Origin of the sequence: Ferrovibrio sp. (assembly GCF_025869515.1) — a bacterium.
GTDB lineage: Bacteria > Pseudomonadota > Alphaproteobacteria > Ferrovibrionales > Ferrovibrionaceae > Ferrovibrio.
Genome location: NZ_JAOZVR010000090.1, coordinates 1 through 26,386 on the forward strand (window position 1 = coordinate 1; position 26,386 = coordinate 26,386).

Consider the following 26,386-nt stretch of genomic DNA (forward strand, 5'->3'; position numbering starts at 1 on the left):
CTCGTGCCCTTCGGGATACCCTGCGGCTGCTCTTAGGCCGGAACCAGGGCGGCAACATTGCGGATCACGAACAAATCTCCCGGTTGCGCCTCGGTCAGCAATGCAGGATCGGAGCGCGAATCCGAGCAGGCGATCACCAGGATGCGCGGTGACTGCCCTTCGCTGACCAGGCGCTCGTAGAGCTGGCTGTCGCCCGCGAAGAAACAGTCGTGAAAATGCTCGAACCCGCGCAGCAGGCGGCGCAGGGCCAGTGTGCCGGAACTGTGTTCGCGATCCGGCATGGCAACCTCACTGCACCAGTGGCGATTCGGCTCCGGCCAGGGCCACGCCGCTGATTTCGGCCTCGGCCGCCAGCATGGCGATATACTGACGCACGGCCGTACGGAATACAGACTCACAGAGATAATCGACCACGCGCTGCTGGACGCTGTCATACGGCAGATCGCGCCCCGGCTCGCGCTGGATCAGTTGCAGCACATGGAAGCCGTAGCGGGTCGGCACCGGCGCCGGCGACAACTGCCCGACCTGGAGTTCGTCGAGGAAAGTCTCGAATTCCGGAACCGTGGTATCGCTGGCGAACTGGCCGAGATGACCGCCGTTATCCTTCGATGAGCAGGCCGAATATTCCTTGGCAAGTTGCCCGAACAGTTCGGGATCGCTTTTCAGCAAGGCGATCAGCTTCTCAGCCTGCAGGCGGGCGGCTTCGCGTTCTTCCTCTTCTTCCGGCATGGCCGGGATCAGGATATGTCGTGCCTCATAGAGCGTCGGACTGCGGAATTGGCTACGGTTGGCCTCGTAGTAGCGCCGGCAAGACTTCTCATCCGGTGCCGGTAGCGATACTTCTGCCGCGATCACGCGGTCGATGGCATCCTCGTCCTCCCGATCGTGACCGAGAGCCTCGGCCCGCTGCAGCAGCAGTTCGCGCACTGCCAGGGCTTCGGCGGCCTTTCGCCCGGCCTCTTCGGCGGATGCAGCCGGATGATACTGCATTTCCGCCAACACCGCGGCCTCGTCGATGGCCGCACCATTCACACGGATGACTTCCATGGCAGCCTCCTTACAGGGTTGGGCGGGCCGGCGAGCGCCGGCGCACGACCTGGTAGCTGCGGAAGACATAGCCGAGCGGCGCGCTCCAGATATGCACCAGGCGGCTGAACGGGAAGAGCACGAAGATGGTGATGCCCAGCACGAGGTGCAGCTTGAATGGCCAGTCGACGGCCGATACCAGCTCTGCGGCGCCGCCGCGGAAGGTGACGATCCGCTGCGCCCATTCCGACAGGGCCAGCATCGTGCCGCCATCGCTATGCTGGACCGAGAACGGCAACGTCACCAGACCGAGCACCAGTTGCAGCCACAGCACCAGCAGGATGGCGATATCCATCGGCGAACTGGTGGCGCGGATACGCGCATCGGTCAGCCGGCGGTGCAGCAGCAGGGTCAGCCCGATGAAGCAGATCGTGCCGGCAGTGCCGCCGGATACCACCGCCACCATCTGCTTGGCTCCAGCAGTAATGAAATGCTCGTACAGCCAGTGCGGCGTCAGCAGGCCGACGAAATGGCCGAACAGCAGGAACAGGATACCGATATGGAACAGGTTAGAGCCCCAACGGAGCTGGCTTGTCCGCAGCATCTGGCTCGACCCGCTGCGCCATGTGTACTGGCCGCGTTCGAAGCGGACCAGACTGCCGACCAAGAATACGCTCAGCCCGATATAAGGATAGATGCCAAAAAAGAAGTGTTCGATATACTGTATCATGATCACGGTCCTCCGGTCAGCGCGGGGATGGAGTGTTGATGGCCTGCACCCAGGCCGAAGCCTTGCCGCAGCTGCCGCCGGATGCGCGGTGCGGGTCGTTTTCCGGCCCGAAAGTGACGGCGGCTTCGTCCCAGGCCCGGTCCAGGGCCTCGAAACTGTCGTCGTCCTCCTCGGGCGGGCGAACCGGTGCGGCCACCGCTGCCGCATCGGCCAGAACCAGCAGAGCCGCAGGCACTGCGGCATAGGCGGACTGCCGCTTGTCCAGCCGGTCGCGCAGCAGGGCGAAGATCGGTGCGGCATCGCGCAGGATGCCGCGCGCCTCCTGCGGATCGATCTGGCTGAGGAATTCCAGCAGCAGCGGCAGGTAATCCGGCAGCTCAGTCGAATCCAGGGCAAAACCGTGCCTGTGGTAAAGCTCCATCAGTGCCACCATGGCCGAACCGCGATCGCGTGAATCGCCATGGACATGCTCATAGAGATGCAGCGCCACGGAGCGGCCGCGATCGAACAGGCTGGTATAGCGTTCCTGCAGTTCGATCAGATCGCTGTTGCCGAGCTCGATCGCCAGCCGGTCAAGTGCAGACGCGGTTTTCTGGCTCGGCTTGAGGTCGGCGGCGATCATCGCGCGGATTTCCGGCAGCGCAACCTGCAAATCGGCGGTCGGATAATCGAGCAGGGCGGAAATGGCTTTCAGGATTCTCATGGTTATCACTCCCCGGCCGCGCGCTGACCTGCCGCAAACAGATTGGCCGGTTCCTTGCCGCCCGAGCAGCCGGCGCCGAAGGAGAAGCCGCAGCTGCCGCGCAGATCGAAAGCGTTTTCGGCATATTCACGATGCGTTGACGGGATCACGTAGCGATCCTCGTAATTGGCGATCGCCATGGTCTTGTACATATCCTCGACCTGGGCGAGCGTGAGGCCGACCTGTTCGAGAACCGCGAGATTCTCCCTGGCATCGACATGGCGGCTGCGCATGAACACCCGCATCGCCATCATGCGTTCCAGCGCTGCCACCACCGGCTCTTCCTTGCCGGCGGTAAGCAGGTTGGCGAGATACTTCACCGGAATGCGCAGGCTGCGCACATCAGCGATCTCGTCAGACATCGCAATCTTGCCGGCATCGGCGGCAGCCTGGATCGGCGACAGTGGCGGGACATACCAGACCATCGGCAGGGTGCGGTATTCCGGATGCAACGGGAAGGCAATTTTCCAGTCGATTGCCATCTTGTAGGTCGGCGAATGACGCGCCGATTCCAGCCAGTTCTCCGGCACGCCGTCGCGCCGAGCCTGCTCGATCACCGCCGGATCATTCGGATCGAGAAATATGTCGAGCTGCGCCTGGTAGAGGTCCTGCTCGTTCGCCGCGCTGGCGGCTTCCTCAATGCGGTCGGCGTCATAGAGCAACACGCCGAGATAGCGGATGCGACCGACACAGGTCTCGGAGCAGACCGTCGGCTCGCCCGCCTCGATACGCGGGAAGCAGAAGGTGCACTTCTCGGCTTTGCCGGATTGCCAGTTGTAATAGATTTTCTTGTAGGGGCAGGCGCTGACGCACATGCGCCAGCCGCGGCACTTGTCCTGGTCGATCAGGACGATGCCGTCTTCCTCACGCTTGTAGATCGAACCCGATGGGCAGGCGGCGACACAGGCCGGATTGAGGCAATGCTCGCAAAGGCGCGGCAGATAGAACATGAAGGTCTTTTCGAATTGACCGTAGATTTCCTTCTGCAGTCCGTCGAAATTCTTGTCCTTCGACCGCTTGGCGAATTCGGTGCCGAGAATTTCTTCCCAGTTCGGACCCCACTCGATCTTTTCCATGCGCTTGCCGGTGATCAGAGACACCGGCCGCGCCACCGGGGTGGCCTGCGATTCCGGCGCCGTCTGCAGGTGCTCGTAATCGAAGGTGAAGGGCTCGTAGTAGTCGTCGATCTGCGGCAGATGCGGATTGGCGAAAATCTTCGACAGGATACGCCATCTGCCACCGATGCGCGGCTCGATCTTGCCGCTGCGGGTGCGACGCCAGCCGCCCTGCCACTTGTCCTGGTTTTCCCATTCCTTCGGATAGCCGATCCCCGGCTTGGTCTCGACATTGTTGAACCAGGCGTATTCGACGCCCTGGCGCGAGGTCCAGACATTCTTGCAGGTCACCGAACAGGTATGACAACCGATGCATTTATCCAGGTTGAGGACCATGGCGATTTGAGCACGGACTTTCATGGGGCGATCTCCTTGGGTCTGTGCTGGCTTATTCGGCGGCCGCGGTGCTGGGCCGCGGACCATCCAGCCAATCGACATTGGTCATCTTGCGCACCACCACGAATTCATCGCGATTGGTGCCGATCGTGCCGTAGTAGTTGAAGCCGTAACTCAGCTGCGCATAGCCACCGATCATGTGCGTCGGTTTCACCGTGGTGCGCGTGACCGAGTTGTGGATGCCACCGCGTGCGCCGGTGATCTCACTGCCCGGCACATTCACGATCTTTTCCTGCGCGTGATACATCAGCAGCATGCCTTCGTTGACGCGCTGGCTGACCACGGCACGGGCGACGAGCGCGCCATTGGCGTTGAACACCTCGACCCAGTCGTTATCCTCGACGCCAACCTTGGCGGCATCCACTTCGCTCAGCCAGACGATCGGCCCGCCGCGCGACAGCGTGAGCATCAGCAGATTGTCGGTATAGGTGCTGTGGATGCCCCATTTCTGGTGCGGCGTGATGAAGTTGAGCAGGATTTCCGGATTGCCGTTGCCGCGCTTGCCATGCACGGCGGCGACGCTGCGGGTGTCGATCGGCGGCCGGTAGGTGCACAGGCCCTCGCCGAAGGCGAGCATCCAGGGATGATCCTGGTAGAGCTGCTGCCGGCCGGTCAGGGTGCGCCAGGGGATCAGCTCATGCACGTTCGTATAGCAGGCGTTGTAGCTGACATGTTCGGATTCCAGTCCGCTCCAGGTTGGTGACGAGATGATCTTGCGCGGCTGCGCCTGCAGGTCGCGGAAACGCAGCTTGTCGTCCTCGCGCGGACGTGCCAGATGCGTATGGTCGCGGCCGGTCGCCTTCGACAGCGCCGCCCAGGATTTCACCGCCACCTCGCCGTTGGTTTCCGGTGCCAGCGACAGGATCACTTCCGCCGCCTCGATGTCGGTTTCGATCCGCGGCATGCCCTGGCTGACGCCCGGCTCGGTGACCTTGCCGTTCAGCTTGCCGAGGAATTCCACCTCATGCTGGGTATTCCAGCTGATGCCCTTGCCACCGTTGCCGATCTTGCTCAGCAGCGGACCGAGTGCGGTGAACTTCTTGTAGGTGTTCGGATAGTCGCGCTCGACCACAGTGATCTGCGGCATGGTCTTGCCGGGGATCGGCTCGATCTCGCCCTTGCGCCAGTCTTTGGGCTCGAACGCCTGACCCAGTTCCGCCGGAGTGTCATGCATCAGCGGCGTCATCACCACGTCCTTCTCGACGCCGAGATGACCTTCGCATACCGATGAGAATGTCTTGGCGATGCCCTTGAAGATTTCCCAGTCGCTGCGCGCTTCCCAGGCCGGATCCACCGCTGCCGACAGCGGATGGATGAAAGGATGCATGTCGGAGGTATTCATGTCGTGCTTCTCATACCAGGTGGCCGTCGGCAGCACGATGTCGGAATATATGCAGGTGGTGGACATGCGGAAATCGAGCGTCACCAGCAGGTCAAGCTTGCCTTCAGCGCCATCGCGCCACACCACCTCTTCGGGCTTGCGGCCGCCTTCCTGGCCCAGATCCTTGCCCTGCACGCCATGCTGGGTGCCGAGCAGGTATTTGAGGAAGTATTCATGACCCTTGCCGCTGGAGCCGAGAATGTTAGAGCGCCAGACGAACATGTTGCGCGGGAAATTCACCGGATTGTCCGGGTCCTCGCAGGACATGCGGATGGCACCGCCTTTCAGCTTTTCGACCAGATAGGGCGCCGGCTCCTGTCCGGCGACCGCGGCATCCTTGGCGATCTGCAGCGGATTGCGGTCCACTTGCGGTGCCGACGGGAGCCAGCCCATCCGTTCCGCGCGCACGTTGAAGTCGATCAGTGAACCCGTCAGCTTGCGCGGTGCCACCGGTGAGAGGATTTCCTCCACCGCCAGCTTCTCATAGCGCCACTGCCCGGTATGGGCATAGAAGAAGGATGTCGAGTTCTGCTGGCGCGGCGGGCGATGCCAGTCCAGCGCAAAGGCCAGCGGCAGCCAGCCACATTGCGGCCGCAGTTTCTCCTGGCCGACATAATGCGACCAGCCACCACCCGACTGACCGATGCATCCGCACATCGCCAGCAGGTTGATGATGCCACGGTAGTTCATGTCGGCGTGATACCAGTGATTGATCGCCGCACCGAGGATGACCATGGATTTGCCCTTGGTCTTGTCGGCATTGTCGGCAAAGGCGCGGGCGACCGCGATCACCTGCTCGCGCGGCACGCCGGTGATGCTCTCCTGCCAGGCCGGCGTATAGGGCTGGTTATCGTCGAAGCTCTTCGCCGTCTTCGGGTCATTGAAGCCGCGATCGACGCCATAATTGGCCAGGAACAGGTCATAGACCGCCGTCACCAGCACCGGGCCATTCTTGGTCTCGATGCGCTTGACCGGGACTTTCCGTTCGATCACATCCGTCTGGGCGTTGTTCGGAAAATGCTCGTTCACGATGCCACCGAAATACGGGAAGGCGACCGGCTTCAGCTCGTCCTCGATGCCCTTGAGCCCCAGGCGCAGTTTGGTCTCGCTGCCCGCAGTGTCTTTCTCCTCCAGGTTCCACTTGCCCTGCTCGCCCCAGCGGAAACCGATCGAACCCAGCGGCGTGACGATCTTGCCGCTGGCTTCATCGATCGCCAGCGTCTTCCAGTCGGGGTTGTTGGCTTCGCCCAGATTGTCGGCGAAATCGGAGGCGCGCAGGAAGCGGTCCGGCACCAGACGCCCGTCGCGTTCCACCAGCATGACCAGATTGGGCATGTCGGTGTAGCGCCGGCAGTAATCTTCGAAATAGGTGCTGCGGGTTTTGACGTGATATTCGCTCAGGATCACATGGCCCATGGCCATGGCCAGCGCGGCATCGGTGCCCTGCTTGGGATGCAGCCACAGATCGGCGAATTTGGACGCTTCCGAATAGTCCGGTGTCACTACGGCGACCTTGGCGCCCTTGTAGCGTACCTCAGTCATGAAATGGGCATCGGGCGTGCGCGTCTGCGGCACATTTGAGCCCCAGAGCATCAGGAAGGTCGAGTTGTACCAGTCTGCCGATTCCGGCACGTCAGTCTGCTCACCCCAGGTCTGCGGCGAGCTCGGCGGCAGGTCGCAATACCAATCATAGAAGCTCATGCAGACGCCGCCGATCAGCGACAGGTAGCGGCTGCCGGCGGCATAGGACACCATCGACATTGCCGGGATCGGCGAGAAACCGATCACGCGATCCGGCCCGAAAGCCTTGATCGTATAGGCATTGGCGGCGGCGATGATCTCGTTTGCCTCGTCCCAGCTCGCGCGCACGAAGCCGCCCAGGCCACGCACGGTCTTGTATTCCTTGGCTTTCGCCTTGTCCTCGACGATGGATTGCCAGGCAGCGACCGGATCGCGATGGGTTTGGCGGGCCGCGCGCCACAGCCGGATCAGCCGGCCGCGGATCATCGGATACTTCACCCGGTTGGCGCTGTAGAGATACCAGGAGTAGCTGGCGCCGCGCGAACAGCCGCGTGGTTCATGATTTGGAAGATCGGGCCGGGTGCGAGGATAATCGGTCTGCTGGGTTTCCCAGGTGACGATGCCGCCCTTGACATAAATCTTCCACGAGCACGAGCCCGTGCAGTTCACGCCATGCGTGGAGCGCACGATACGGTCATGCGCCCAGCGGTCGCGATAGGCATTCTCCCAGGCGCGGTCCTCGGTGGTGACGATACCGTGACCGTCGGAAAAACTGCCGACCTGTTTGCGGAAGTAGGTGAGGCGATCGAGAAAACGACTCATGGCTGATCACTCCGTTTCGAATTCAGCACGGATTCGGGGCGCCCTTGCGGGCGTAGTACCACCAGTTGATGGCGACATTGACCGCGTAATAGAACGCGGCCCAGTAGAAGAAGGCGTTCGGCGAACCGAACAGGGTGATCGAATAGCCGAGCATCAGGCCGGCGGCGAACGGACCATAGGCAGCCATCGCACTGGTCCAGCCGATCACGCCGGCGGCCTGGCGCGGCTCGAACAGCATGGGCATCTGCTTGAAGGTTGAGGCATTGCCGATGCCGGAGAAGAAGAACAAGCCGAGCATGAAGGCGAGGAAATATGGGAAATCGGCCATCGAGGTCGGCGCGGTATAGAAAGACACGCCGATGGCGCAGGCGATCAGGCCGATGCCCGACCATTGCGTGACCACGGCACCACCGAAGCGATCCGATAGCGGGCCGGCGATCACGCGCATGATCGAACCGATCAGCGGTCCCATGAAGGCATAGGCCAGCGGATCGGGCGCATTGGGAAAGCCGCCGAAGGTCTGGCGGATCAGCAGCGGAAAAGTCGCCGAGAAGCCGGAGAATGAACCAAAGGTCATGATATACAGCAGCGTCATGAAGAAACCGTGCTTCAGCTTGAAGATGTCGAGCTGATCACGGAAGTTCGCCCGCACCGGCACGCTGCGCAGCATGAACCAGGCCAGGATGCCGAACAGCGCGATGAAAGGCACATAGACCAGCGCCGCGTTCTGCAGCCAGATCTGGCTCTGCACGCCAGCGCGGGTGAAGGGCAGTGGTTCGCCGGCCAGGCTACCGAACAGCGCCAGGCCAATGATCCAGGGCGTGACGAACTGCACGATGCTGACACCGAAATTTCCGATACCGGCCTGGATCGCCAATGCCGTGCCCAGTTGGCGTTTGGGAAAGAACAGGCTTGTGCTCGGCATGAAGGAGGAGAAGTTGGCGCCGCCGAGGCCGGCGAGGAAAGCCAGTACCATCAGCACCCAGTAAGGCGTAGTGGGATCCTGTACCGCATAGAACCAGCCCACGGCCGGAATCAGCAGGCTGAGCGTCGAGATCGCCACCACGTTGCGGGTGCCGTAAAGCGGCACCAGGAAAGTGTGGATGATGCGCAGCGAGCCGCCGGCCAGCCCGGGCATGGCCGCCAGCCAGAACAGTTCGCCGGCATTGAGCTTGAACCCGGCGCCGGGCAGGCGCACCACCAGGGCGCTGACCATGAACCAGACGATGAAGGCCATGGTCAGGTTGGCCGTGGTGATGATCAGTGTGCGCCAGGCGATCGCCTTGCCGGTGGCATCCCAGAACTGGGGATTTTCCGGCTCCCAGCGGCTTAGCCAATGACCCTTGCGCGGCACCGCGGTTTCGTTGGTGACAGTCATGATGATGGTTTCCTTCTACCGGGCGCTGCCCGAAATCCGTGCCGGAATGCCGCCTTCGGCCAGTTCCGGCAGATCCTGCGGTCCGCGCAGGCCCGGATGCTTGCGACGTTCCATGCGTTGAATGGTGAAATGCATCCAGGTCAGCGCCGTGGCGACCAGGGCGAACAGCAGCATGAAGCAGCTGGTCCACACGCCGATGATGTCGTTCAGCGCCCCGAACGTGATCGGCAGTACGAAGCCGCCAAGGCCGCCGATCAGGCCCACCACGCCGCCCACTGCTCCGACATGGCCGGGGTAATAGACCGGGATATGCTTGTAGACGGCGGCTTTGCCGAGCGACATGAAGAAGCCGAGCACGAAGGTGATGACGGTGAACGGCAGGAAGCCGATGGCCAGCGTGAAGCTGATCGGGCCCTTGATGCCATGCACGACATAATCGGTGGCCGGGTACGACAGGACGAACGTGCAGATCACCGAGACGATGAAGGTCCAGTACATGACCCGGCGGGCGCCGTATTTATCCGACAGGACACCGCCATAAGCGCGGAACAGGCTGGCCGGGATCGAATAGGCAGCACCCAGCATGCCGGCAGTCTTAATGTCGAGGCCGTAGACGCCCATGTAATAGCGCGGCAGCCACAGGGCGAGCGCCACGAAGGCGCCGAAAACGAAGAAGTAATAGAGTGAGAAACGCCAGACCTGCAGGTTCTTCAGCGGTGCCAGCTGCCGCAGCAGCGGCTCCGGCTTGGCGCCGGTGCGCTTGCGCTCGGCCTGGGCCGGATCGTCCTTGGTCAGCAGCAGGAACAGGACGGCCATCACCAGCAGACCGATGGCCCAGACCTTGGCAACCATCTCCCAACCGAAGGCGACCATGACGAAGGGAGCAATGAACTTGGTGACTGCGGCACCGACATTGCCCATGCCGAATATACCCAGGGCAGTGCCCTGCTTGTGCTTCGGATACCATTTCGACACATAGGCAACGCCAACCGCGAAAGAGCCGCCGGCGATGCCGACGCCCAGCGCCGCCAGCAGGAATGTTTCATAGGAATAGGCTGAGGTGAGCAGCCAGGTCGCGATCGCCGCTGCGACCATGACCACCGTGTAAACCAGGCGGCCGCCATACTGGTCGGTCCAGATGCCAAGCATGAGGCGGCTGAGAGATCCGGTCAGGATCGGCGTGCCGATCAGCAGACCGAACTGGGTTTCATTGAGACCGAGATCCGCTTTGATCTGGATACCGATGATCGAAAAGATCGTCCACACCGCAAAGCAGACGGTGAATGCCACGGTGCTCATGACCAGAGCCGATGTCTGGCCTTTGGGAGCAGCGTCGATCGAGTGTTGTACCATGATGCTCACGTCTCCAAATCCGTTGCCTTGGACCTTGGTTGTCGTGGCTCACAATGGTGGGAAACGGGAAAAACCAATTGTCCTAAATCAAGCGGTTTTCCGAATTCAGAATTTCGCAGCGCAATATTCTGACAAATGTCAAAATCCGGGTCGCATAATTCGGTTGATATCGGTCAATGCCTTCTGACGACGAGGTGTTTAATTTTCACGCCAAAGGAGATGATCCGCATGCGCCCGTCCGACCTGCAGCTCTTTCAAAAGACCGAGATTTTCGCCCGCCTTGGCGAGGCGACAGCGGAGCGCCTGGCACGCAATTGCCAGGTGAAGGACTATCCGAAAAACACGATGCTGACCGAGCAGGGTGAGACGGCCGAGTATGTACACCTGATTCTGAACGGCCGCGTTGCACTGACGGCGGAATGCCTCGACGGATCGAGTACCATTGTAACTTCTTTTGGCGATGGAGAGATTTTCGTTACCGCGGCGGCGATCCTGCAGCAGCCGTATCTGGTGGCCGCCAAGACCATTTCGCCCTGCCGCATCCTGCTGATTCCGGTCACCCGCTTTCGCCAGGCCCTGCAGACGGAAGCGGCACTGGCATTGCTGATGGTCGATCGCCTGGCGCATCACTGGCGCCTGCTGGTCGGCCACCTGCGCGAGCTCAAGCTGCATACCGCACTGGAGCGGCTGGCCAGCTATCTGGTCACTCGCAGTCCGGCGGCCCGCGGCGCGGCGCATTTCCGCCTTACCGAAGATCGCAGGACCATCGCCGCCGAACTGGGCATGAGTGCCGAATGCCTGTCGCGTTCGTTCCAGCAACTGCGTGCCTGCGGTGTGCGCGTCAGTGGCAGCCGCGTGCATATCCTTGATGTGGCCCAGTTGAAGAAGCTGTATCGCCCTGTCGTTCCGGCACCGCGTCACATGGCAAATCCGGCTGACGAGACCTTCGAGCGGTCGCCGGAATCGGTGCACCAGCAGACGCATTAACCGTAGGCGGTGCAGCCTTCGCAGACCGTACCGCGCACGTCGCGGCGCAGATGGGCGGCACGCAGAGTCTGGAATGTCTCCGAATTCCACGCCTGCACAAACGGCTCGGTGGTCAGGTCCCCCATATGGAAGCGGCCGTCGTGGTCGAAGCAGCAGGCCGACAGCTTGCCATCCCATGTGACATGCCCCTCCGTGAAAACCGCCCAGCAGGGTAGCGGGTCGCGTAGCGCTGCGGCACGGCCGCGATTGCCTGCTACGGCCGACCAGCCGCGTACATCCTCCTCGCCGCTGACGAAGTCGGCCTGATTGTAAAGCGGCAAGGCATAAATTTCATCGACATAAGGGCGGATTTCCTCCAGCGCCTCCTGCATGCGCTCACCTTGAATGCCGTCATACTCGATATACGAGGCGTAAAGCCCGCAGGTGTAACCTGCGGCATCGCGAACCTCATGCGCTGCGCGGATATTGGTCTTGATCGCCTCGAAATAACGCGGCTTCACGCCGGCGACATCGCCGAACTGCTCCGCATCGGCAAAATTGTAAGAAAATTTCAATGAATCCAAGCCTGCATCCATGCAGGCGCGCACGCGCTCGCGAGTAGCCAGGGATCCGTTCGTGGTCAGGAACACATAAGGGTATCCGCACACGCTTTTGGCATGGGCAATCGCTTCCGGCAGCCAGGGCACCATGAAGGATTCTCCCAGATAAAACAGGCCCAGCTCATCAACGCCCGCCTGCCGCATCTCCAGTGCCAGGCGTTTGAACAGATCCTTGTCCATGTCTTTCTGATCGCGCAACATCATCTCGCGCGCGCAGAAAGCGCAGGCAAAGTTGCAGCGCCCGGTCAGTTCGATTTTTACAGATCGCGGGATTGGCGCTATGGCATTGGCGCTCACCTCATCCAGGCGGGTGATGGCATCGATTCGTTCGGTGATCGTCATCTCGCATCCTTTCTGGAAATTTGCGATTACGATTACCTGAGCAGTGATGCTGAATAGCGCGTTAATTGCGCTGCGGCCCGTTGCCGCGCCGGGCAATTGATGGCGTCGACCTGTTGATCACGGTCAATTTTCCGCCTCGGCGGTCTTGTCAAACTGGCGCAGCAACCGCACCAGTGCGATGCACAACTACACAGCAGGGTGATGACAATGAATCAGGACATACCGATTGGTGTCGTGACGATATCAGATCGGGCCAGCGCCGGCATCTACGAGGATCGCGGCGGGCCCGCCATCATCGCCGAACTGCGGCGCATTCTGACAAGCCCCTGGCGTGCCGAGACGCGCGTCGTTGCGGATGAACGTCCGTTGATTGCCGCGACGCTGACCGAACTGGCAGATCGTCAGCGGTGTCCGCTAATCGTGACCACCGGCGGTACCGGCCCGGCCCTGCGCGATGTCACACCGGAAGCGACCGAAAGTGTTTGCGAGAAAATGATGCCGGGTTTCGGCGAGCTGATGCGAAGCATCAGTCTGAAGTCGGTACCGACCGCAATCCTGTCGCGCCAGACAGCCGGAATACGCGGCCAGAGCCTGATCGTGAACCTGCCGGGCAAGCCGAGCGCCGTCGCCGAGTGCCTGGCGGCCGTCTTCCCCGCCATCCCCTATTGCATCGATCTGATCGGCGGCCCGTATCTGGAAACCGATCCCGCCGTCTGCGCGGCTTTTCGGCCTCACCAGTCATTTGAATCAGGCCCTTCAAAAGGCGTCTGACCGCTCGGCCGGCTCAGGGCCAAGATGCAAGATATGGCCTCTTACCGGCATGGAATGTCATTTTATGCTCAGGTCGATGTCAGGTTATGCCACCGGGAATATGGCATAACTTTTTGAATTTTCTTAGGCGTCGGTGTCACTTTATGAGGTCACCGACAACATCAACAAACCCGAGCCATTCCGCCGGCGCTATCGCCTCGCGGGAGTCGAAGACTGCATGCGCTGCCGCGCATCGCGCATCAGCGCCTCGACCTCGCCGTCCGAGACCTGTTGGAAATTGACATAGAATTCGCCCACCGCCATGAAGCGCGCCGGAATCTCCAGGCACACCACCTCGTCGACCAGATCGGCAACCTGATCGATGGCGCTTTGCGGCGCCACCGGTATGGCCAGCACGATCCCGGCCGGTGCCGAAGCGCGCAGTGCAAGGAGGGCAGCGCGGACGGTTGCACCGGTGGCGATGCCGTCATCGACAAGGATGACGGAGCGGCCCTTCACACCCGGTCCGGGATGCCCGCCTTCGTAGCGCAGCTTGCGCCGTTCGATCTCTTTCAGTTCGCGCGCGCCGGCTTCCTTCAGATAGGCCTCGCTGATCCCCAGCTCTTCGGCCACCCGATGATTGATCGCCAGACGCGGCGTTTCGCCATCAGCAATGGCGGCGACGGCAAGTTCCGGTTGCGTCGGCGCGCCGATCTTGCGCACATGCAGCAGACCGAGCGGAGCCTTCAGCGTCTCAGCCACCGCGGCGGCGACAGGCACGCCGCCGCGTGGCAGGGCGAGCACGACGGGCTGAGATTTCGCCATCGGCAGCAAACGCCGGGCAAGCAACTCGCCTGCCGCACGACGATCATGAAACATGGCTCCCTCCCGTGCCTGGCTTGCGGAAATTCTGCCGGAACCATGATCTGGCTCCATCGATCACCTGGTCGAGCGCACCCGGCTCCTCAAACAGATGCCCGGCATTGGGCACGATCTGCAGCGCGGTCCTGCAAGTCATGCGCGCCAGGGCGCGCCGGTTCAGCGCCAGTACGTCGCGATCGTCGCCACCCACGATCAGCAGCGTCGGCGCCCTCACATGCGGCAGGAAGCGGTTGGCCAGATCCGGCCTGCCGCCGCGGCTGACCACCGCCTTCACCAGACTGCTTTCCGAGGCCGCCGCGATCAGTGCCGCGGCGGCGCCGGTGCTGGCGCCGAAATAACCGATCTCCAGCGGCACTCTGTCCATGCGCTGCAGCAACCAGCGGGTTGCCAGCACCAGCCGCTCGGCCAGCAATGCGACATCGAAGACCATGGCACGGTCTTCGGCTTCCGCCGGCGTCAGCAGATCGAACAGCAGTGTGCCGATGCCGGCCTGCGTCAGGGCATGCGCGACGAAGGTGTTGCGCGGGCTGTGTCGGCTGCTGCCGCTGCCATGGGCGAACAGCACGATGCCGGTGGCCTGCCCCGGCACCACGAGATGCGCGTCGAGGCCGAACGGCGGAATGGCGGCGATCTCGTCAATCGTCACCGGTTGCGATGCCGACATGCTCCAGATACTCCGGGTCCGCGACAGCGATGCAGATGCATGCGCTGCACAGCTGAGCACTGTTCCACAGTTCCGGCCGCCTTGAATTGATGTGGATCAGCCAGGCATGGGCGAAGACGCCGGCGTTCAGCCGGCCGCGGCCAGCTGGCCCTGATAGATCGACAGACTGGTATAGGCCAGCGACAGCAACGGCATGGCGATGCCGGCCTGCTTTGCCCGGACCAGCAGGTCGCCGACGATCTGGTCCGCTTCGACCGGCGCGCCTTTCTGCAGATCGCGATACATCGATGAGGTATGCGACGACCCCGCCCTGGTCAGCGTGTCTTTCGTGTTCGCCACAAAGGCTTCGGTCGGCGCCTTGCCCACCGCCGTGACAGCAGCAACGACCTCGTCGATCAGGTCGAGCGCAAAATCCCGGCCGCCGGGTGCGGCCGCCACCTCGCCGACGGTGCCGTGCATCAGGCAGCAGATACCGCCCAGGGCCGCGAGCAGGGTCCATTTTTCCCACATCTCGCGCTCGATATGTGGTGTCAGCTTGGCATCGAAGCCGGCATTCGTCAGCACGGCGTCCAGGGCCGCAATCCGTGCCGACGCGCTGCCATCCATCTCGCCATAGGCCAGATCCTGGAATTTGCCCATCTGGATCACCCTGCCCTGCTCGTCGAGCTGGGCCGGAATGCGGCACAGGCCGCCGATCAGCGCCCGCGCGCCGAAACGGGCCCTGATCGCGTCGACATGCCGCATGCCATTCAGCACCGGCAGGATCATCGTGTCCGGTCCCACGGCCGGCGCGAGGTCGTCCAGCGCGGCCTCAAGCGAATAGGCCTTCACCGTCAGGATCACGGCATCGTAAGGACCGTCGATGCGGTCGGCGGTGACCAGCCTGGGCGTCAGGATGACGTCGCCATGCGGGCTGACAATCTGCAACCCGCCCTTCTGCAATTGCGCCGCGCGGCCGGGCCGCACCAGGAACGTGACATCGCGGCCGGCCTGGGCCAGGCGACCGCCGAAATACCCGCCGGTCGAGCCGGCTCCGACAACCAACAGACGCATGTTTCCCCCTCAGGATGGCATTCAGGCCATCCAACTACCGCATCGGCGGAAATGGTCAAGCTTTGGGTATGGTTGTCATTTGAAACCGGCCTTCACTCCACCGAGCCAGAGGATCAGCGTGCAGAGCCAGAAACCGCCGGCAATAAGAGCGGAATAAAGGGCATAGCGCAGGTAGATTTCGCGCAGCGTGACGGTGATGACACGTTGCGCCACGTCCGGGCTGAGTTCGATGCGACGGTCGAGCAGGATCCACACTTCTGTCCGCTTGTAGGAGTGACGTATCACCCACTCGGCTTTGATCATCAGTACGCAGGCCGTGATCATGGCGAGGATGGCGCCGGATTTGAGCGCCTGCAGCGGCTCGGCGACCAGGCCGACCATGACGCAGAAAATCGCCAGCGCGGCAAAGAAACAGCCGCGCCCGATCGAAAGAACCGCCAATGCCCGCACCCTCTGCTCGACGGGTTCGGCCATGCGGTGCCGGGCTCAGGCCAGACCGGGCAAAGCGAGCAAGATGGCGGCGCCGAGCCAGATGAACATCGATGTCTGGTCGGTTTCCTGACGCCCGGTCAGGCGTTCGAAAATGCCGGCCGGCACCGCTGAGATCATCAGGGTGGAAATCGACACGATCAGGGACGTCCCGTACATCAGGGTGACACGGGTGGGCGGAACGAATTCCGGCAGCCAGACCGGCGCCATGACGAAAACCAGCGGGACGGCCGGAGAAACGAAGCCGTTGATCAGAGTGACGCCGAGAATGGCGATGAAGATGGTTTGCGGGCTCATGACGCGGCCGGCATCAGGCTGGGGGCCAGTCCATTGGCCGCGAAAATGAAATGCGCCACATAGCGCAGCGCAAAGGCCCAGAAGGCGGTCACCAGCGGCAGGAATCGCAGGTTGATGAAACGCGGCGTGATGAAATCGGTGAGCCACACCGCCCAGTTGGTCAGCAGCCTGAAGAAGCGGAAGATGTAGTTCGGGTGATCCGGCGGCAGGAAGGCGGTCATCATGAACCGCCCGACGCAGGTCCAGCCGATCAGGGCGAGGCTGTAGCTGACCGCCCAGTAAGGCAGGTAGCTCCAGAAAAAGTCAGGCTGTGGAGTCATGGATAATCCGGATGAGAACGCAACACACGTAACCTACAAAAGAAAACGGCGGGGGCCAATGGCCCCCGCCGTCACTAACACGTCACCGCACTTAGTGCGAGATGGCGTCCTCGGCATTCGCCAGTTTCACGTCGCCTCTCGGCACGCGGATGCTGTCGATGAAGTCCTGCATCTCCTTCGCCGGGGCCGGTGTCATCAGGCTGACGACATAGGTCACGATGAAGGCCGCCGGGATACCGAACAGGCCACAGGAGATGTTCTTCACCCCGAACCACAGCGGCATGCCATAGAACTGGGTCATCACCAGGTAGTACACGCACACACCATAACCGGCGATCATGCCGAGGATGGCGCCCATATTGCTGGTACGCTTCCACCAGATGCCCATCACCAGCGCCGGGAACAGACCCGAAGCGGCGATCGAGAAGGCCCAGGCCACCATCGCGAGGATGTGCGACGGCTTGGTCGATGCCACATAGGCCGCGATAATCGCCACCACAATCAGCAGCACGCGGCTGATGATCAGGCGCTTCTTCGTCGCAGCATGCGGATCGATCATGCGGTAGTAGACGTCATGGCTGAGCGCGTTGGCGATGGCGAGCAGCAGGCCGTCGGCCGTGCTGAGCGCTGCCGCCAGACCGCCGGCCGCGACCAGGCCCGCGATGACATACGGCAGACCGGCGATTTCCGGCGTGGCGAGCACGATGGCATCGGCCGCGATACGGAACTCACTCAGCTGCAGGATGCCGTCGGCATTGCCCTTCACACCGGCGCAGAGGGCGAACTTCGATGCGGCATCGGCCGCATCGCAGGCGCCGACCAGACCGATCGCACCCCACGACTGCACCCAGTTCGGCAGGGCCGTAATCTGCTGGCCGATCACGTTCTGGTACACTTCCAGCTTGGCGAACACCGCATAGGACGGCGCGGTGAAATAGAGCAGGAAGATGAAGAGCAGGCTCCACGCCACCGACTTGCGCGCATCACGCACGCTGGGCGTGGTGAAGTAGCGCATCAGGATGTGCGGCAGGGCAGCCGTACCAACCATGAGGCAGAGGATCAGCGCGAAGAAGTTCATGCCGTCGGTGAAGTTCATGTTGCCCTTGGCATCGGCGAAGGCCGCGGTGTGGCCCTTGACCACGCCGAGAGCCGGCTCCAGCGCCTGGATCTTTTCCAGGGCCTGGCCGTACATCAGCTGCGGGATCGGCACGCCGGTGACCTTGGCCGACATGATGACGACCGGGATCAGGTAGGCGATGATCAGGATGATGTACTGGGCCACCTGGGTCCAGGTCACCGCGCGCATGCCGCCGAGCATCGAGCAGACCAGAATACCGGCCAGACCGACGAACACCGCAACCTCGAACGAGATGCCGAGGAAGCGCGAGGCGATGATGCCGACACCGAAAATCTGCGCCGTCACATACGCGAAGGAGGCAGAGATCAGCACGATCACGCCGACGAAGCGCGCGACGTTGCCGCCATACCGGGCGCCGAGGAAGTCAGGCACGGTATACTGGCCGAACTTGCGCAGATACGGTGCCAGCAGGATCGACACCAGCAGGTAGCCGCCGGTCCAGCCGAGCACGAAGGCGAGGCCGTCATAACCCGACAGGTACAGCGTACCGGCCATGGCGATGAACGAGGCGGCGGACATCCAGTCGGAACCGGTGGCCATGCCGTTGTAGAAGGCCGGAACCTTGCGGCCGGCGACATAGTATTCGCCCATTTCCGCGGTGCGCGACAGAACGCCGATCAGCGCGTAGACGCCGACCGTCATGAACACGAACAGATAGCCGATGATCCGGTTCGGCACGCCCATCTGTTCAAGGATGGCGAGCACGATCACGAAGGCGGCGAAGCCGCCCGTGTAAATCCCGTAAATTTTACCGAGGTTGTCGATAAAACTCTTACCCCCGGTTTGCGTATTGTTTGCCATGATGGCTTTCCCCCCTGGATTATTCGTCTTCGGCGACGCCGAACTCCTCGTCGATCGCATTCTGCTTCGAGGCGAACCAGAACAGCGACACGACGAAGGCGATCAGCGAACCCTGCGCGGCCATGTAGAAGCCGAGCGGGAAACCGAGGATGCGGATGTTGTTCAGCTGCGGTGCGAAGAAATGCACGACGAAGCTGAAGAAGAACCAGATGGCCAGCATGGTCCACATGAGGCCGGACGTTCTGGCCCAATAGGCCTTAGCCTTTTCGGGAGTTAATTCTGACATGAAGCGCTCCTGCCCCTTGTTTATGATTTCGTTGAGCCCCTGACGCCGGATTCGACCCGGACGTCAGCTTCGTGCAGTATAGGAGTCGGTTCTTGCTACAGCCCATTAGACCAAAGTGTAAGCGAGACCGGTCAGGCAGTTATGCCAGCGTATCACAGGGGGAAATGCATTTTGCTGCGCCGCACACTCGAGTTCTTTTTTCCACCGTCGGTTTCGACACCCGAAGAGCTGAAAGCCTTCGCCGCCGGTGAAGCCTCCTATCTGGCGCAGAAGACGGTCATCGGTTATTGCCGGGTCAAGACCATGCTGGACTACGAGAAGTTGCTGACCGAGCCGGCTTTCCGGGACGCCCAGGAGAGTTGCCGCTGGGAAGCCTATGCCGGCACCCTTGGGGATATGCTGATCATGATCGAGGGCTGGCTGCGCCCCGGCGCCGAACCGGCCCGGCAGAGACTGGCCGATTCGCTGGTCGCGTTCTATCCGGCGATCCTGGGCGAACATGTGCCGTCGCACCGCCAGGACTGGGCCGACAGCATTGCCGCCTTCGAGCGGCGTTTCGCCCTTGCCCGCGCCTCCGAGCCGGCCGCCCCGGAACAGGTGGTGACGGAGACGGCGAAGCTGATCCACGAGCTGGTACCGATCGCCGACCGGTTGAAGCGCAACGACCGCGAGGTGATCAACGGCGATCTGCGTCTGCACATGCTGGCCGCGCATAGTTCGATGATGAAGCGGTTCCGTCGCGATGCGCTGGTGGCAGCGCTGACAACCTGAGGCCTGCGGCATGCGGCGCTCGCTGATCGGCGGTTTCGGCCACATGCTGGCCCGGCTGCGCAGCGCCGCAGCGCCACCGCCGGCCGTCACACTGGCGGATGACGAGCCGCTCGCCACGCTGCCCGCACTGGTGCTCGATACCGAAACCACCGGGCTGGACGTGATGCATGACCGCATCATTTCCATTGCCGGCCTGCCGCATCACGGCGCCACGGCAGATGCCATGCCGCCGCTCGACCTGCTGCTGCATCCCGGCATCCGTATCCCGAAATCGTCGACGGCGATTCACGGCATCGACGACAGAATGGTGGCGACGGCACCGACGCTGGCCCTGCTCTGGGGCAGCATCCAGCTCTTCTGGCAGGGCCGCGTGCTGGTCGGCCACAATATCGGCTACGACATCGCCATGCTGCGGCATGAGTCGGTGCGCCATCGCCTGCCCTTCCATGCGCCGGCCGGCGCGCTGGATCTCGGTCTGCTCTATGCCGGCCTGAAACCGCGCGCCCCGCAGATCACGCTGGAACGTATCGCCGGGGATTTCGGCATCGCCCTGGAGGGCCGCCACACGGCGCTGGGCGATGCCGAGGCCACCGCCGGCATCTGGCAGCGGATGCTGCCGGCGCTCGGCCGCGTCGGCGTCGCCACGCTGGGCGATGCGCGCCGCCTGATGCAGCGCCAGCGCGACCTGCTGCATCGCCAGGAGCGGATCGGCTGGGCACTCGACCTGCTGCTGCCGCCGCGATGATACCGTCATGATCACCTCAGCCCCCGTCCTGCCCGACCTCGAACCCTATCGCCGCCGCGTCAGCGCGGTGATGCGGAGTCCGGTGGCCGATATCGGGGCCGGCGCCACGCTGGCCGAGATCGCGCGCCACATGAGCGACAATGCGTATGGCGCACTGCTGGTGCGCGACCGCTTCGACCAGCATGTCGGCATCCTCACCGAGCGCGATGTCACACGCGCGCTCGGACGCGACGGCGCAGCGGCGCTGCAGCTTACCGCGGCCGATATCATGAGCCGCGAGATCGTCGCCATCAACGAGGCCGCCTTCCTGTTCCGCGCCATCGGCCGCATGCGCCGGCTCAACCTGCGCTACCTGCCGGTGACCGACAATGCCGGCCGCTTCACCGGCATGCTGACCGCGCGCGGCCTGCTGCGCCTGCGCGCGCAGGATTCGCAGATGATCGCCGACGAGCTGGATATCGCGCAGAGCGCCGAGGAGCTGGGCCATGCCCGCGCCGCCCTGCCGCAGCTGGCCGCCACATTGCTGGCCGAGGGATCCGAGGCGCCGCCCGTGGCGGCGGTGATCTCCGGCATCTATGCCGATATCACGGCGCGCGCCGCCGCCGTGATCGAGGCCGAATTCACCCGCGCCGGCGACCCCGCCCCGGCGCCCTGGTGCATGCTGATCCTCGGCTCCGGCGGCCGCGGCGAAAGCCTGCTGAAACCCGACCAGGACAACGCCATCATCCATGCCGGCAGCAGCGAGGACGACGGCTGGTATGCCCGCGCCGGCGAACGCATCGCCGCCCTGCTGGATGCCGCCGGCGTGCCGTTCTGCAAGGGCGGCGTGATGGCGAAGAACACCGCCTGGCGCGGCAGCCAGGGCCAGTGGCGCGCCCGCGTCACCGAATGGATCGGCCGCCATACGCCCGAGGCGCTGCTGAATGTCGATATCTTCTACGACCTGCAGCCGGTCTACGGCGCGCTGCGGCTCGGCGAGGCCCTGCGCTTCGAGGCGCTGGCGGCGGCCCGCAGCTCGCCGCTGTTCCTGCGCCTGATGGCCGAACAGACCGCGCAGCTGCATCCCGCGCTGAATTTCTTCGGCCGCCTGAAGGCCGACAGCGACGGCCGCGTCGACCTCAAGCTCGGCGGCCTGCTGCCGCTGGTCAGCGCCGCCCGCCTGATGGCCCTGCGGCTCGGGGTTGCCGCCACCGGCACGGCGGACCGCCTGCGCGCCGTCGGCCATGCCGGCCTGATCGGCGACGCCGACATCGCCGGGCTGATCGCGGCCCATGCCCTGCTGCTGGAAACCATCCTGCGCCAGCAGCTCGCCGATCTCGCCGCCGGCCGCGCGCCGGGCAGCCGCGTCGATGCCGCTTCCCTGACGCGGCCGCAGCGCGACCGGCTGAAGGCGGCGCTGAAGCATGTCGCCCTGCTGCCCGACATGGTGCAGGACGTGCTGACCGCCCCGCTGCCCCCCACCGCCGACCTGCGCGCCCCCGCCCCGGGGGGGCAAGGCGGGGAACCAGCCGGGGAGCAATCCGGGGACGCGCGCTGATCCGGCCCGCTCAGAGCCCTTCGCAACGCTTCGCAGCGCTTCGTTTCTGTTTCTGATAGAATTGATTTTATATTTACACACTCATTAGGCCGCATTCCGGGTTGCGCAGCATCAATGCTGCGGTCCGCAGTCTGCGGCACCCTGCCGGCGCGTATCGAGCAGAGGAGACCGCCATGAGTGCCGGAACCAGTCCCTGGGAGGTTGTGAACCGCCATGTCGAGGCAGCCCTGGCCGAAGCCGGCGCCGCCGGCATCCCGGCCGAGACGGTGGCCAGCAACCTGATCGCCGAGGCGGTGCGCATCCTGAAAACCCGGCGCCAGCCGGACGACATCCGCGCCGAACTGCAATTCGCCATCGAGAACCTGCAGGAGCGAGACTACGAATTCATGCGGCCGTAAACGGCCGTCGGGAATTCATGCGGCCCCAGAATCTGTTCCCGGGCGGCAGCATCACAGCGCGTCGCTGTCCTCGCCCAGTCCCATCACGGCGACGCCCATCTGCACGCTGCCCAGCGTCAGCCCGGTGAAGAACCAGAGCAGCAGCAGCGGCAGCGGATGACCAGCGGCAGCGAGCAGCAGATCGCCCAGCCCGAAAGCGTTGCTCCACAGCACCGCGGCAACGAACAGACCGGCCAGCGCGAAACCGATCAGCGCATGGCGCAGCAGGAACAGTACCTGCCCGCGCCAGGGCGGCGGCGCGGTATGTCGCGAGGTGAAAACCATTCCCGCAGTATCGCGCCGCAGCCGGCCGGCTGCAGCAGACATGTCGTCGCAGGCGGGTTAATCCTCGGCCAGCAGGGCGGCCAGCTTTTTCGGCGCGATCAGGCGGTAGCTGCGGCGCACCAGCCGCTCGACCTCGCTCCAGTTGACGCGCCCGGCCTCAGTCTTGTCGAGCCACATGCCAACCCAGCCCTTGTGGCCCAGATAGGGCGGCACGAAGAAGCGCCCGGGATCGGCGCCCACCAGCACCTCCTGGCTGCCCGGCTGCGGCTTGCACCAGACCGCGCGGCGGCCCTCGATGGCACTTTCCAGCGCGAAGATCTTGCCCCGGATACGGTAGGTCGGGATTTCCCAGGTCTCGCGCTCTTCCGCCTCGGGCAGCGCCAGGCAGAGCGCGCGCAGGCGATCCGTTGGCGCTTTCGGCGCCATCCTGCGCACGTCGTTTTTCTTCGGCACCTGGTATTTCGCCATCGGACCAGCCTGCCCTAAAACAGACTCCCCTGTCGCGTATCGAGCGGCGGATGCCGGAACAGGTCCTTGCGCAGGCTGAGCCGCCGCTCGTTGAAGCCGATGCGCTTGATCGCCATGCGGAAGCGCTGCGCGATCAGGTCGGCATAGGCGCCCTCGCCGCGCATGCGGTCGCCGAAATCGGCCACATAGTCTTTGCCGCCGCGCGACTCCTGCACCAGCTTCATCACCTTCGAGGCGCGATCCGGATAATGTTCCTGCAGCCATTCGCGCCACAGTTCCTTCAGTTCGTGGGGCAGCCGCAGCAGCACCCAGCCGGCCTCGCGCGCGCCGGCCGCCCAGGCGGCTTCCAGCAGGCGTTCCAGCTCCATGTCGTTGACCGCCGGGATCATCGGCGCCGTCATCACGCCGCAGGGAATGCCGGCCGCGTTGAGCAGACGGATCGCCTCCAGCCGTTTCGGCGGCGTCGAGGCCCGCGGTTCCATTTTTCGCGCCAGCTGCCGGTCCAGCGTGGTGAGCGAGAGATAGACTTTCACCAGGCTGAGCTTGGCCATCTCGGACAGCAGATCGATATCGCGGGTGACCAGATGGTTCTTGGTGACGATGCCGAGCGGATGCCGGGTTTCCAGCAGCACTTCGAGGATCGAACGGGTGATCTTCTGCTCGCGTTCGACGGGCTGGTAGGGATCGGTGTTGGTGCCCATCGACAGCGTGGCCACGCGATAGTTGCGGCTGGCCAGTTCCCTGCGCAGCAGGGCTGCGGCATTGGGCTTGATGACGATCTGGGTTTCGAAATCCAGACCGGGCGAAAAGCCGAGATAGGCATGGCTCGGCCGCGCGAAACAGTAGATGCAGCCATGCTCGCAGCCGCGATAGGGATTGATCGAGCGGTCGAAGGGAATATCGGGCGACTTGTTCCAGGCGATGATGTGCCGCGCGCTGTCTTCGTGCAGCACGGTCTTCAGCGGTTCGGCCTCTTCCAGATTGTCCCAGCCGTCATCCTCGCGCTGGCGCGTCTCGGAATCGTAGCGGCTGCGCACTGCCGAGACCGCGCCGCGTCCGCGCCGGGCATCGGGATGGGCATGGTCGGCGGCGGTGGAGATCGCGCGCGCCACAAGCTTGCCGGGGGTGAGTTTCGCCATACGCGCATCATACCCGGAAATGAGAACTTTTCAAGAACACAGAATCGGCGGTTCAGCGGGATTCGCCGGTAACCGGCCAGGATCGTCATGGCTTCTGCCCGCTCCACCCCGGGTCTAGACTGCCGGCATGGCGATGAAATCCCTGCCGTTGTCCGAGGTCTATGCCCTGCTGGAGCCGGGTCCGGTGGTGCTGCTGACCACACGGGCGAAGGATGGCCGCGCCAATGTGATGACCATGTCCTGGCACATGATGATGGAATTCACCCCGCCGCTGATCGGCTGCGTGGTCAGCAACGGCAATTACAGCTTCGCCGCGTTGCGCGCGACAAAGGACTGCGTGATCGCCATCCCGGCGCGCCGGCTGGCCGCGAAGGTCGTCAGGGTCGGCAACTGCTCGGGCCGCGACATCGACAAATTCGCCGCTTGCGGCCTGACGATGAAACCGGCCGCCAAGGTGACGGCGCCGCTGGTGGCCGAGTGCTTCGCCAACCTGGAATGCCGCGTGGTCGATACGCGCATGGTGGCAAAATACAACATGTTCGTGCTGGAAGCGGTGAAGGCCTGGATCGATCCGGCGCAGAAAAATCCGAAGACGATCCATCACCAGGGCTGGGGTCGCTTCGCCGTCGACGGCCGCATCCTCACGCTGAAATCCGACAAGGCGTGACAGTAGAAACGGGATGCCGGCCCGGAGACTCTTCCTGGGCCCGGCATGACGGTTCTTTTTGTCATTCCCGCGAAAGCGGGAATCCAGAACTAGGCTCCCGCTTTCGCGGGAGCGACAATGCTGCTTACAGCTCGATATTGTAGCGCACGAAGGGCGCGCGCTTGGCGACGCGTTCATACAGCCGCCGGGCGGTGCCGTTGAATTCCTCGGTCTGCCAGTAGAGCACGCCGGCGCCCTTCTGCTTCGAAATCCCGGTCACCGCGGCGATCAGGCGGCGGCCGATGCGTTTGCCGCGCGCTTCGGGCACCACGAACAGGTCCTGCAGATAGACGTTGCCGCCCATGTTCCAGGTGGACGGATGCAGCAGGTATTGCACCAGGCCGAGCGCGCGCTCGCCTTCCCAGGCGATCAGCCCTTCGATGGCATTCTGCGGATCGAGCAGGCGGGCCCAGGTGGAATCGGTGACGGCCTGCGGCACGCTCTTTTCATAGAAGGCGAGATAGCCGAGCCAGAGCGGCTCCCACTGTTTGCGTTCGCTGGCGACAATGGAGCGGATGACGATATCGGACATGGTGACACTTTCTGCAGTTTTTACCTGACCCGATTACCCCGGAAGCGGTTCCAGGATAAGCGCCAGTTCCTGCGAAAATCATGGGGCCAGTTTGCCGCCGCGCGGCTATTTGCCGGCGCCGCGCCGTTCATGCTCGCGCAGGCGCGGAAACAGCTCGACGAAATTGCACGGCTTGTGGCGGTAGTCGAGCTGGTCCTTGAGGATCATGTCCCAGGCATCGCGGCAGGCGCCGGGCGAGCCGGGCAGCGCGAACAGATATGTGCCGCGACAGACGCCGGCAGTGGCGCGCGACTGGATCGTAGAGGTGCCGATCTTCTGGTAGCTGAGCATGCGGAACAGCTCGCCGAAGCCCGGAATGGATTTCTCGTAGATGCCATCGAAAGCCTCGGGCGTCACATCGCGTCCCGTCACGCCGGTGCCACCGGTGGCGAGAATCACATCCACGGTATCGTCGTCGATCCAGTCGGTGAGCTGGCCCTGGATCTCGGCCACGTCATCCTTGACGATGGCGCGCGCCGCCAGCCGGTGCCCCGCCCCGGTCAGCCGTTCGGCCAGCGTGTTGCCGGACTTGTCATCCTCGAAGCTGCGGGTATCCGACACGGTGAGCACGGCGATGCGCACCGGCACGAACAGGCGCTTGCCCTCGGCATCGATGTAGGATTGGGGCTGAAGTTCGGTCATGGCGCCGCTCCTG

General features: G+C 63.4%; 29 protein-coding genes. 7 read left to right on the plus strand and 22 right to left on the minus strand.

The window, feature by feature from the left end:
* Positions 1-32: 32 nt before the first annotated feature.
* Genes OJJ21_RS14405 through OJJ21_RS14440 form a run of 8 tightly spaced genes read right to left on the minus strand, consistent with a single transcriptional unit; the run spans position 33 to position 10,410 of the window.
* Positions 33-281 (minus strand): carbonic anhydrase, encoded by a 249-nt coding sequence (locus OJJ21_RS14405; protein WP_297687278.1) that lies wholly within the window; start codon positions 279-281, stop codon positions 33-35.
* A gap of 7 nt (positions 282-288) precedes the next feature.
* Entirely contained in the window at positions 289-1,047 is a 759-nt protein-coding gene (locus OJJ21_RS14410; protein WP_297687279.1) for a peptidylprolyl isomerase, read from the minus strand.
* A gap of 10 nt (positions 1,048-1,057) precedes the next feature.
* A complete protein-coding gene (gene narI / locus OJJ21_RS14415; protein ID WP_297687280.1) occupies positions 1,058-1,756 on the minus strand; it encodes a respiratory nitrate reductase subunit gamma in 699 nt (232 codons plus the stop codon).
* Between the two features lie 16 nt (positions 1,757-1,772).
* Positions 1,773-2,459 (minus strand): nitrate reductase molybdenum cofactor assembly chaperone, encoded by a 687-nt coding sequence (narJ, locus tag OJJ21_RS14420; RefSeq protein WP_297687281.1) that lies wholly within the window; start codon positions 2,457-2,459, stop codon positions 1,773-1,775.
* A 5-nt stretch (positions 2,460-2,464) separates the two neighbouring features.
* Complete coding sequence (narH, locus tag OJJ21_RS14425) at positions 2,465-3,973, minus strand: nitrate reductase subunit beta (protein WP_297687282.1); 1,509 nt, start codon at positions 3,971-3,973, stop codon at positions 2,465-2,467.
* Positions 3,974-4,001: 28 nt separating this feature from the next.
* Positions 4,002-7,733, minus strand: a complete 3,732-nt coding sequence (locus OJJ21_RS14430; RefSeq protein WP_297687283.1) for a nitrate reductase subunit alpha — start codon at positions 7,731-7,733, stop codon at positions 4,002-4,004.
* A gap of 22 nt (positions 7,734-7,755) precedes the next feature.
* A complete protein-coding gene (locus OJJ21_RS14435) occupies positions 7,756-9,111 on the minus strand; it encodes a nitrate/nitrite transporter (protein WP_297687284.1) in 1,356 nt (451 codons plus the stop codon).
* A gap of 15 nt (positions 9,112-9,126) precedes the next feature.
* Positions 9,127-10,410, minus strand: a complete 1,284-nt coding sequence (locus OJJ21_RS14440; RefSeq protein ID WP_297687285.1) for a nitrate/nitrite transporter — start codon at positions 10,408-10,410, stop codon at positions 9,127-9,129.
* Between the two features lie 282 nt (positions 10,411-10,692).
* Between OJJ21_RS14440 and OJJ21_RS14445 the strand changes: the two genes are divergently transcribed.
* A complete protein-coding gene (locus OJJ21_RS14445) occupies positions 10,693-11,451 on the plus strand; it encodes a cyclic nucleotide-binding domain-containing protein (RefSeq protein ID WP_297687286.1) in 759 nt (252 codons plus the stop codon).
* Here OJJ21_RS14445 and OJJ21_RS14450 read toward each other — a convergent pair.
* On the minus strand, positions 11,448-12,392 hold the full coding sequence (locus OJJ21_RS14450; RefSeq protein ID WP_297687287.1) for a radical SAM protein: 945 nt from the start codon (positions 12,390-12,392) through the stop codon (positions 11,448-11,450). The genes OJJ21_RS14445 and OJJ21_RS14450 overlap by 4 nt on opposite strands.
* 207 nt (positions 12,393-12,599) lie before the next feature.
* Between OJJ21_RS14450 and mog the strand changes: the two genes are divergently transcribed.
* Positions 12,600-13,163: a molybdopterin adenylyltransferase gene (mog, locus tag OJJ21_RS14455; RefSeq protein ID WP_366093027.1), complete on the plus strand. Its 564-nt coding sequence runs from the start codon at positions 12,600-12,602 to the stop codon at positions 13,161-13,163.
* 189 nt (positions 13,164-13,352) lie between these two features.
* On the opposite strand, the gene OJJ21_RS14460 is transcribed toward mog, so the two are convergent.
* From OJJ21_RS14460 to OJJ21_RS14495, 8 genes are all read right to left on the minus strand, one after another.
* Positions 13,353-14,021 carry a phosphoribosyltransferase family protein gene (locus OJJ21_RS14460; protein ID WP_297687289.1) on the minus strand — a complete coding sequence of 223 codons (669 nt, stop codon included), beginning with the start codon at positions 14,019-14,021 and terminating at the stop codon, positions 13,353-13,355.
* Positions 14,011-14,688, minus strand: coding sequence for an alpha/beta hydrolase (locus tag OJJ21_RS14465; protein WP_297687290.1), 678 nt, complete (start codon positions 14,686-14,688; stop codon positions 14,011-14,013). The genes OJJ21_RS14460 and OJJ21_RS14465 overlap by 11 nt, the downstream gene beginning before the upstream one ends.
* A 126-nt stretch (positions 14,689-14,814) precedes the next feature.
* Entirely contained in the window at positions 14,815-15,741 is a 927-nt protein-coding gene (gene panE, locus OJJ21_RS14470) for a 2-dehydropantoate 2-reductase (RefSeq protein ID WP_297687291.1), read from the minus strand.
* A 75-nt stretch (positions 15,742-15,816) separates the two neighbouring features.
* The gene (locus tag OJJ21_RS14475) at positions 15,817-16,215 is read right to left on the minus strand and encodes a hypothetical protein (RefSeq protein WP_297687292.1); all 399 of its coding nucleotides are present in this window, start codon (positions 16,213-16,215) and stop codon (positions 15,817-15,819) included.
* A 12-nt stretch (positions 16,216-16,227) separates the two neighbouring features.
* Positions 16,228-16,527, minus strand: a complete 300-nt coding sequence (locus OJJ21_RS14480; RefSeq protein WP_297687293.1) for a hypothetical protein — start codon at positions 16,525-16,527, stop codon at positions 16,228-16,230.
* The gene (locus OJJ21_RS14485; RefSeq protein WP_297687294.1) at positions 16,524-16,847 is read right to left on the minus strand and encodes a YggT family protein; all 324 of its coding nucleotides are present in this window, start codon (positions 16,845-16,847) and stop codon (positions 16,524-16,526) included. Before OJJ21_RS14485 ends, OJJ21_RS14480 begins: the two co-directional genes overlap by 4 nt.
* Before the next feature lie 91 nt (positions 16,848-16,938).
* Positions 16,939-18,786 (minus strand): sodium:solute symporter family protein, encoded by a 1,848-nt coding sequence (locus OJJ21_RS14490; protein ID WP_297687295.1) that lies wholly within the window; start codon positions 18,784-18,786, stop codon positions 16,939-16,941.
* 19 nt (positions 18,787-18,805) lie between these two features.
* Complete coding sequence (locus OJJ21_RS14495; protein WP_297687296.1) at positions 18,806-19,072, minus strand: DUF4212 domain-containing protein; 267 nt, start codon at positions 19,070-19,072, stop codon at positions 18,806-18,808.
* Between the two features lie 171 nt (positions 19,073-19,243).
* Between OJJ21_RS14495 and OJJ21_RS14500 the strand changes: the two genes are divergently transcribed.
* From OJJ21_RS14500 to OJJ21_RS14515, 4 genes are all read left to right on the plus strand, one after another.
* The gene (locus tag OJJ21_RS14500) at positions 19,244-19,843 is read left to right on the plus strand and encodes a hypothetical protein (RefSeq protein WP_297687297.1); all 600 of its coding nucleotides are present in this window, start codon (positions 19,244-19,246) and stop codon (positions 19,841-19,843) included.
* 10 nt (positions 19,844-19,853) lie between these two features.
* On the plus strand, positions 19,854-20,588 hold the full coding sequence (locus tag OJJ21_RS14505; protein ID WP_297687298.1) for a 3'-5' exonuclease: 735 nt from the start codon (positions 19,854-19,856) through the stop codon (positions 20,586-20,588).
* A gap of 7 nt (positions 20,589-20,595) precedes the next feature.
* Positions 20,596-22,125 carry a DUF294 nucleotidyltransferase-like domain-containing protein gene (locus tag OJJ21_RS14510; protein WP_297687299.1) on the plus strand — a complete coding sequence of 510 codons (1,530 nt, stop codon included), beginning with the start codon at positions 20,596-20,598 and terminating at the stop codon, positions 22,123-22,125.
* Between the two features lie 173 nt (positions 22,126-22,298).
* Positions 22,299-22,523 carry a hypothetical protein gene (locus OJJ21_RS14515; protein WP_297687300.1) on the plus strand — a complete coding sequence of 75 codons (225 nt, stop codon included), beginning with the start codon at positions 22,299-22,301 and terminating at the stop codon, positions 22,521-22,523.
* 51 nt (positions 22,524-22,574) lie between these two features.
* Here the strand turns inward: OJJ21_RS14515 and OJJ21_RS14520 are convergent, their stop codons facing one another.
* The 3 genes from OJJ21_RS14520 to OJJ21_RS14530 are packed head-to-tail and all read right to left on the minus strand — an operon-like array spanning position 22,575 to position 24,454.
* Positions 22,575-22,889: a hypothetical protein gene (locus OJJ21_RS14520; RefSeq protein WP_297687301.1), complete on the minus strand. Its 315-nt coding sequence runs from the start codon at positions 22,887-22,889 to the stop codon at positions 22,575-22,577.
* Between the two features lie 15 nt (positions 22,890-22,904).
* Positions 22,905-23,315, minus strand: coding sequence for an MmcQ/YjbR family DNA-binding protein (locus OJJ21_RS14525; protein ID WP_297687302.1), 411 nt, complete (start codon positions 23,313-23,315; stop codon positions 22,905-22,907).
* A gap of 14 nt (positions 23,316-23,329) precedes the next feature.
* Positions 23,330-24,454, minus strand: coding sequence for a PA0069 family radical SAM protein (locus OJJ21_RS14530; protein WP_297687303.1), 1,125 nt, complete (start codon positions 24,452-24,454; stop codon positions 23,330-23,332).
* A 127-nt stretch (positions 24,455-24,581) separates the two neighbouring features.
* Here OJJ21_RS14530 and OJJ21_RS14535 point away from each other — a divergent pair, with 127 nt between their 5' ends.
* Positions 24,582-25,121: a flavin reductase family protein gene (locus tag OJJ21_RS14535; RefSeq protein ID WP_297687304.1), complete on the plus strand. Its 540-nt coding sequence runs from the start codon at positions 24,582-24,584 to the stop codon at positions 25,119-25,121.
* A 124-nt stretch (positions 25,122-25,245) separates the two neighbouring features.
* On the opposite strand, the gene OJJ21_RS14540 is transcribed toward OJJ21_RS14535, so the two are convergent.
* Together OJJ21_RS14540 and moaB are read right to left on the minus strand one after the other, a co-directional pair.
* A complete protein-coding gene (locus tag OJJ21_RS14540) occupies positions 25,246-25,692 on the minus strand; it encodes a GNAT family N-acetyltransferase (RefSeq protein WP_297687305.1) in 447 nt (148 codons plus the stop codon).
* A 105-nt stretch (positions 25,693-25,797) separates the two neighbouring features.
* Complete coding sequence (moaB, locus tag OJJ21_RS14545) at positions 25,798-26,373, minus strand: molybdenum cofactor biosynthesis protein B (RefSeq protein WP_297687306.1); 576 nt, start codon at positions 26,371-26,373, stop codon at positions 25,798-25,800.
* Between the last annotated feature and the right edge of the window lie 13 nt (positions 26,374-26,386).